This is a genomic window from Legionella sp. km772 (assembly GCF_003989735.1).
Taxonomy (GTDB): domain Bacteria; phylum Pseudomonadota; class Gammaproteobacteria; order Legionellales; family Legionellaceae; genus Legionella.
In genome coordinates this window covers 1-4,774 of the sequence record NZ_RZGQ01000192.1, presented here as the reverse complement: position 1 = coordinate 4,774, position 4,774 = coordinate 1, and the positions used below count along the sequence as shown (strand labels likewise).

Sequence of the window (4,774 nt, the reverse complement as noted above, 5' to 3'; positions counted from 1 at the left end):
TGGAAAATCAAATAATCACTATAAAGATCAAGCATATCCATTTAATTCCCTCCCTAAAATTAAGGGCGGAATTCTAATGCTTTTTAGTCAAACTACAAGTTTATGTGCGTAACATGAGTGACTAAGCAACAAGGGACATCGATTCTACTTCCCGCGGTTGAGGCTGCGGGCTAGGCTTTGTTGTATAAAATGATAGAGTAGGAAAAAATACAAGCGCGCAGGCTATAAAAGCGCTCGCGCTCGCATGAGATCTTCTTGAGTATTAATGTCTTGTAGCGGTTCCACACAAGCCTCCTCAACTTTAATTGCAGCCCCCAACCATAGCACCCTAAGCTGTTCTAAAGCTTCTGCTTTTTCTAATTCACAAACTGGCCAAGTGACGTAATCGAGAAGAAAACCGGCGCGGTAAGCATAAAGACCGATATGACGATAGGTATTAGCAAATGAATCCTTATTATCTCGATGAGCGGGAATTGGGCTACGCGAAAAATAAAGAGCATGGTTATTTTGAGAGCGTACGACTTTAACCACATTAGGGTTGTTTAACATCTCTAAACTTTCAATGGGCCAGCATAAAGTAGCCATTGGCGCCTCTGTTTGCGCAAGGCTTCTCGCTACTTGACTGATTAAGGCAGGTGCAATAAAAGGTTCATCACCTTGGACATTAACAATGATGTCGTCTGCTTTAAAAGAACCTTTGGTAATCACCTCTGCAATACGATCAGTACCGGTTTCATGACTAGCTTGGGTCATTACTACCGAAGAAGTAAAACTTTGGCAATGCTGGGCAATAAGTTCACTGTCCGTAGCGATCGTAATACTTTTAGGCTGAGCTAAAAGAACTTGACGATAAACCCGTTCTAAGACGCTCACTCCTTTCAACTCTGCCAATAATTTTCCTGGAAAGCGAGTAGAATGATAACGGGCCGGTATAATAACGTGAAATTCAGTGCTCATAGTGTATCTTTTTCTTCTAAAGGAATAAGACGAGCTTCTTGCTCCAGCATCACTGGAATATCCTCTTTAATTGGGAAAGCAAGGCGGTCAAACTTACAAATTAATTCTTTCTCTTTTAACAATAATTTTCCTTTGCATAAAGGACAAACCAGTATTTCTAACAATTTTTTATCCACGTGCATCTCCTTGAGTTACTTGATTGCGCACATATAAAGGTTGTGCTTGAGCGGTAGAAACGGCCTGTATTGCTAAAGTATTTACCATCTCAACCATGTTTGAAGCGAGAGGAAACAAAGCTAATCTATCCCTAACCATTAATTGTAAGGCCTTAGGAAGACGCTCCCAATAGACCTCAGTTCCTACCCCAGCGAGCACAATAGGCTCGTTTGCTGAGATAAGGATATCTTCAGGCCTCGTAACCCGCTCTTCAGTCTGATAGCTTAAATCAGGGAAAAAGCCCCAATATAATTCATTCATCCGCGCATCCAATAAAGACAATACTGGAACTTTATCATTGCCTAATTCTCTTCGTGCCGCCCAAGCAATGGAGGCTAAACTACTAACTGGGAATAATGGCAAGTCATGAGCATAAGCAAGTCCTTTAGCAATACTACAAGCAATACGCAAACCGGTAAAGCTTCCTGGGCCACGACCAAAAACAATGCCATCCAGTTGGTTTAAATGAAGATTGGCTTTCCTTAACAGGCTATCAATCATAGGCAATAGGACTTGCGCTTGAGTTTTTTGACTCCCCTGTTCCTCGCCCATACTTACACCATCAATCAATAAGGCAATGCTTGCTTGCTCTGTGGATGTATCAATTGCTAATAGCTTCTTCATCTAATGCTAACTCTTTAATAAAACGTAAAACTTTTTGTTCATCACGTGTCTTAGGTAAAGCAGGTAAACTGCTAAAAATATGTCGGCCATATTCCCGTGCGGTTAAGCGAGGATCGGCAATCATTAATACGCCTTTATCGCTAATATCACGAATAAGACGTCCAACTCCTTGCTTTAAGGCAATCACGGCATTAGGCAGGGATAATTCATCAAATCCCGATAAGCCACGCTCTTTTAAATAAGCCATTTTACCACGAGTAACAGGATCAACAGGGCTTGCAAAAGGGAGTTTATCAATAATCACACAGGATAAAGCCTCCCCTTTTACATCAACTCCTTCCCAAAAAGTAGAAGTCCCTAATAACACTGCGTTACCTAATTGCCTAAACCGCGCTAATAAAATAGGTTTAGCTTCATCGCCTTGCACTAAAAGAGGATAGTTTAAAGTATTGCTCAGCATTTGAGCAACTAATTTTAATGCTTTATGGCTGGTAAACAGAAAAAAACAACGGCCGCCAAAAGCATCTATAATTGCCGTTGCTCTTTTTAGCAGTTGTTCATAATAGCGTTGATCCTTCGGATCCGGTAGACCGCGTGGCAAATACAGCAAAGCTTGTTTAAGGTAATTAAACGGACTAGGTAGAAGCAAGGTCCGGGCCTCCTGTAAGCCTAGAGGTTTGCAAAAACAGTCAAAAGAAGAGGACATGGTTAGCGTTGCCGAGGTAAATACATAACTACACGATTGACGTTTTAATAAGGTATTAAAAAAAAGGGCAATATCATAAGGCGTACTGTGAAAAACGAGCGTATTTTTAAAACGCTCCACCCAGCGGATTTTGCCGAGATGGGTTTCTTTAAAAGAAAGAAGAATACGCTCAAAATCCTCTAAACGTTCCTTACAACGAGTTAGACCCGGAATGGAAGTTTGCTCCTCTTCATTAAAACAGGCTAGTAAGTCATCTTTTAGCTGTAACCATTCATCCCATAGAAGCTTAAACCGTTTATTTCCTTCTAACTCACTCCAACTTAAACGCTCCTCAAAAGACGAAAATAACAACATTAGCTCATCTAATAATTTATCTGTTTTATAACTTAAGGCCTTCAAAGGTTGATTCATTAAATCAATAGCTGGCCACTCATTAATGATATCATTAATCAAATCGCGAAATTGGCGAGTACCAATGCGCTCACCATGAAAGTTGGTCGCAATTTCAGCCAGTTGATGGGCTTCATCGAAAACAACAACCTCTGCCCCCGGTAATAATTCGCCAAATCCTTCTGTTTTTAGGCGTGAATCAGCAAAAAAAAGATGATGATTAATAACTACAACATCGGCTTCTAAGGCTCTTTTGCGCGCTTTAACTAAAAAACAACCCTCATAATTAGGGCATTCAGAGCCTAAACAATTATCGGAGGTAGAGGTCACAAAAGGCCACACTGCAGCATCTTCACTTAATTCAGGTAACTCAGAACGCTCCCCCTCATTCATCTGTGCTAATTTATCACGGACATGTAAAATATCGGATAGACATTGGGGACTTTGTAAGGTCGTTTCTTCTGCGTGTAAAGCAACACGGTATTGGCAAATATAATTAGCCCGGCCCTTTAAATTTTGAACTCGAACCGACAACCCTAAAGCCCTGATTAAGGTAGGGAGGTCTTTTTGATAGAGTTGGTCTTGTAACGTTTTGGTAGCAGTGGAAATGATAGTTTTTTTTCCACTCAATAAACAAGGTAAAAGATAGGCAAAGGTTTTACCAGTGCCTGTTCCAGCTTCAGCGACAAGAATTGATTGTTCAGTAATAACCTCCGCAATCGCTATTGCTAAATCGGATTGGGGTTTGCGCGCAATATAACCAGGAATGGCTGTTGATAGACGACCTTGCTCACTTAAAGCACGTCTACAGGAAACAACCAGTCCCTCGAGCTCTACCACTCTTTTTGTAAATATTGAAGTTTATCCTTTACCTCATCCCAATCTTTCGCATCCTCAGGAGCATCTTTCTTAGCGGTAATATTAGGCCATTGGGGCGCTAACTCGGCATTTATAGCCAGGTATTGCTGTTGCTCACTGGTTAAATCATCTTCAGAGACAATTGCATTTACTGGACACTCTGGCTCACAAAGCGCACAATCAATACATTCATCAGGATTAATAACCAGAAAATTAGGTCCTTCATAAAAACAATCTACCGGACAAACCTCAACACAGTCCGTATATTTACATTTAATACAACTTTCTGTAACAACAAAAGTCATGACCACCCTTTAATTAATGTACAAAAATATAGGCTATTAAAACATAGATGAAACTAATTAGCATCTAAGTCTAACGATATTTTATAGCGTAGTGGTTATTTTTGCTGGCCTCGACTTGATAAAAAAAACAGTTAGTGTTAATTTTGGCCAGCAAAAAATTTAGCCCTACTGCCCTTAAATGTTCCGGAGTAATTATGTCGTTACAGCTGTCCCCTGCATTTTTTAAAGAATTGAATTCGTTAATAACTCAATTTAATCTCGTCCCAGAACATGACGCTATTCAACGTATCTTCTTTTTACAAAAAATAAATGCTGAACTTAACCGAACAGAACTTAATGATGATTTATTTAATTGGCTCTATGACACATCAAATGAAGCATGGCACAGCAATTTGAAGCTCTATGGTATTAATCCCGACGCTTCCATTTTCTTAAAAAATATTCAATTTGCTCAAGCGGTCACAAAACATAATCGCAATGAAGGTAAAAAAATTGCTGATAAAAATGAGTATGATTTATTACAACAAAGAGATGCTTTATTAAAACAAGAATCCTTTGAAGAGATTCGTGAAGAATACACAAGACTTTGTGCAGCTCTTATTAACTCATGTTACGCACATAAACTTGTAGTTTGACTAAAAAGCATTAGAATTCCGCCCTTAATTTTAGGGAGGGAATTAAATGGATATGCTTGATCTTTATAGTGATTATTTGATTT

At 39.4% G+C, this 4,774-nt stretch carries 6 protein-coding genes; 1 reads left to right on the top strand and 5 read right to left on the bottom strand.

Going from position 1 to position 4,774, the window contains the following annotated elements; genetic code table 11:
* Window positions 1–222 precede the first annotated feature (222 nt).
* From kdsB to fdxA, 5 genes are read right to left on the bottom strand one after another with little or no spacing between them, the layout of a single operon-like run.
* On the bottom strand, window positions 223–957 hold the full coding sequence (kdsB, locus tag ELY15_RS13455) for a 3-deoxy-manno-octulosonate cytidylyltransferase (protein ID WP_127100894.1): 735 nt from the start codon (window positions 955–957) through the stop codon (window positions 223–225).
* Window positions 954–1,133, bottom strand: coding sequence for a Trm112 family protein (locus ELY15_RS13450; protein WP_127100892.1), 180 nt, complete (start codon window positions 1,131–1,133; stop codon window positions 954–956). Before ELY15_RS13450 ends, kdsB begins: the two co-directional genes overlap by 4 nt.
* On the bottom strand, window positions 1,126–1,797 hold the full coding sequence (gene tsaB / locus ELY15_RS13445) for a tRNA (adenosine(37)-N6)-threonylcarbamoyltransferase complex dimerization subunit type 1 TsaB (protein WP_127100890.1): 672 nt from the start codon (window positions 1,795–1,797) through the stop codon (window positions 1,126–1,128). Before tsaB ends, ELY15_RS13450 begins: the two co-directional genes overlap by 8 nt.
* The gene (locus tag ELY15_RS13440; protein WP_127100888.1) at window positions 1,775–3,733 is read right to left on the bottom strand and encodes an ATP-dependent DNA helicase; all 1,959 of its coding nucleotides are present in this window, start codon (window positions 3,731–3,733) and stop codon (window positions 1,775–1,777) included. The genes tsaB and ELY15_RS13440 overlap by 23 nt, the downstream gene beginning before the upstream one ends.
* On the bottom strand, window positions 3,727–4,056 hold the full coding sequence (fdxA, locus tag ELY15_RS13435; RefSeq protein WP_127100886.1) for a ferredoxin FdxA: 330 nt from the start codon (window positions 4,054–4,056) through the stop codon (window positions 3,727–3,729). The genes ELY15_RS13440 and fdxA overlap by 7 nt, the downstream gene beginning before the upstream one ends.
* 194 nt (window positions 4,057–4,250) lie before the next feature.
* Here fdxA and ELY15_RS13430 point away from each other — a divergent pair, with 194 nt between their 5' ends.
* Window positions 4,251–4,691 (top strand): hypothetical protein, encoded by a 441-nt coding sequence (locus ELY15_RS13430; protein ID WP_127100884.1) that lies wholly within the window; start codon window positions 4,251–4,253, stop codon window positions 4,689–4,691.
* The last annotated feature ends 83 nt before the right edge of the window (window positions 4,692–4,774 follow it).